We start from the raw sequence: 1,611 nt of genomic DNA, 5'->3' as shown, positions 1-1,611 counted from the left end.
TTACGGCACCACCGGTACAAAGTGTTCCTGCACCTGTTGCATTATTGGTAAGAACCGGATCACAACCACCCGTTACAGAAGCGGTAGCCAGCCATGCCTGGAAGGCTGCATCAAGCGCTGCCTGGTCTGCATAGTCACATGCATTTACTGTAGTTGCAACCGGAGTGGTTATCACTACAGGTGTTGGCGGAGTGACGGTGAAGGTTGCTGTTGCTGTCGGCGCTTCGCAAAGATCAGTGGCTGTAAAGGTCACTGTTACGGCACCACCGGTACAAAGTGTTCCTGCACCTGTTGCATTATTGGTAAGAACCGGATCACAACCACCCGTTACAGAAGCGGTAGCCAGCCATGCCTGGAAGGCTGCATCAAGCGCTGCCTGGTCTGCATAGTCACATGCATTTACTGTAGTTGCAACCGGGGTTGTTATCACTACAGGTGTTGGCGGTGTTACGGTGAAGGTTGCTGTTGCTGTCGGCGCTTCGCAAAGATCAGTGGCTGTAAAGGTCACTGTTACGGCACCACCGGTACAAAGTGTTCCTGCACCTGTTGCATTATTGGTAAGAACCGGAGCACAACCGCCCGTTACAGAAGCGGTAGCCAGCCATGCCTGGAAGGCTGCATCAAGCGCTGCCTGGTCTGCATAGTCACATGCATTTACTGTAGTTGCAACCGGAGTGGTTATCACGACAGGTGTTGCCGGTGTTACGGTGAAGGTTGCTGTTGCTGTCGGCGCTTCGCAAAGATCAGTGGCTGTAAAGGTCACTGTTACTGCACCACCGGTACAAAGTGTTCCTGCACCTGTTGCATTATTGGTAAGAACCGGAGCACAACCGCCCGTTACACTGGCTGTTGCCAACCATGCCTGGAAGGCTGCATCAAGCGCTGCCTGGTCTGCATAGTCACATGCATTTACTGTAGTTGCAACCGGAGTTGTTATCACTACAGGTGTTGGCGGTGTTACGGTGAAGGTTGCTGTTGCTGTCGGCGCTTCGCAAAGATCAGTAGCAGTGAAGGTCACTGTTACGGCACCACCGGTACAAAGTGTTCCTGCACCTGTTGCATTATTGGTAAGAACCGGATCACAACCACCCGTTACAGAAGCGGTAGCCAGCCATGCCTGGAAGGCTGCATCCAAAGCTGCCTGGTCTGCATAGTCACATGCATTTACTGTAGTTGCAACCGGAGTGGTTATCACTACAGGTGTTGCCGGAGTGACGGTGAAGGTTGCTGTTGCTGTCGGCGCTTCGCAAAGATCAGTGGCTGTAAAGGTCACTGTTACGGCACCACCGGTACAAAGTGTTCCTGCACCTGTTGCATTATTGGTAAGAACCGGATCACAACCACCCGTTACAGAAGCGGTAGCCAGCCATGCCTGGAAGGCTGCATCAAGCGCTGCCTGGTCTGCATAGTCACATGCATTTACTGTAGTTGCAACCGGAGTGGTTATCACGACAGGTGTTGGCGGTGTTACGGTGAAGGTTGCTGTTGCTGTCGGCGCTTCGCAAAGATCAGTGGCTGTAAAGGTCACTGTTATGGCACCACCGGTACAAAGTGTTCCTGCACCTGTTGCATTATTAGTCAATACCGGATCACAACCGCCCGTTACACTGG

At 52.6% G+C, this 1,611-nt stretch carries 1 protein-coding gene; it reads right to left on the bottom strand.

What is annotated here, in order from left to right; translation table 11 throughout:
* A partial coding sequence (locus ACFEL9_RS26020) for a hypothetical protein (RefSeq protein ID WP_385896308.1) occupies window positions 1-1,611 on the bottom strand: 1,611 nt, incomplete at both ends.

It is taken from the genome of Terrimonas alba (assembly GCF_042434975.1).
Classification (GTDB): domain Bacteria; phylum Bacteroidota; class Bacteroidia; order Chitinophagales; family Chitinophagaceae; genus Terrimonas_B; species Terrimonas_B alba.
Note: the sequence above shows the minus strand (reverse complement) of the source record. Positions and strands in the feature narration are given on the sequence as shown.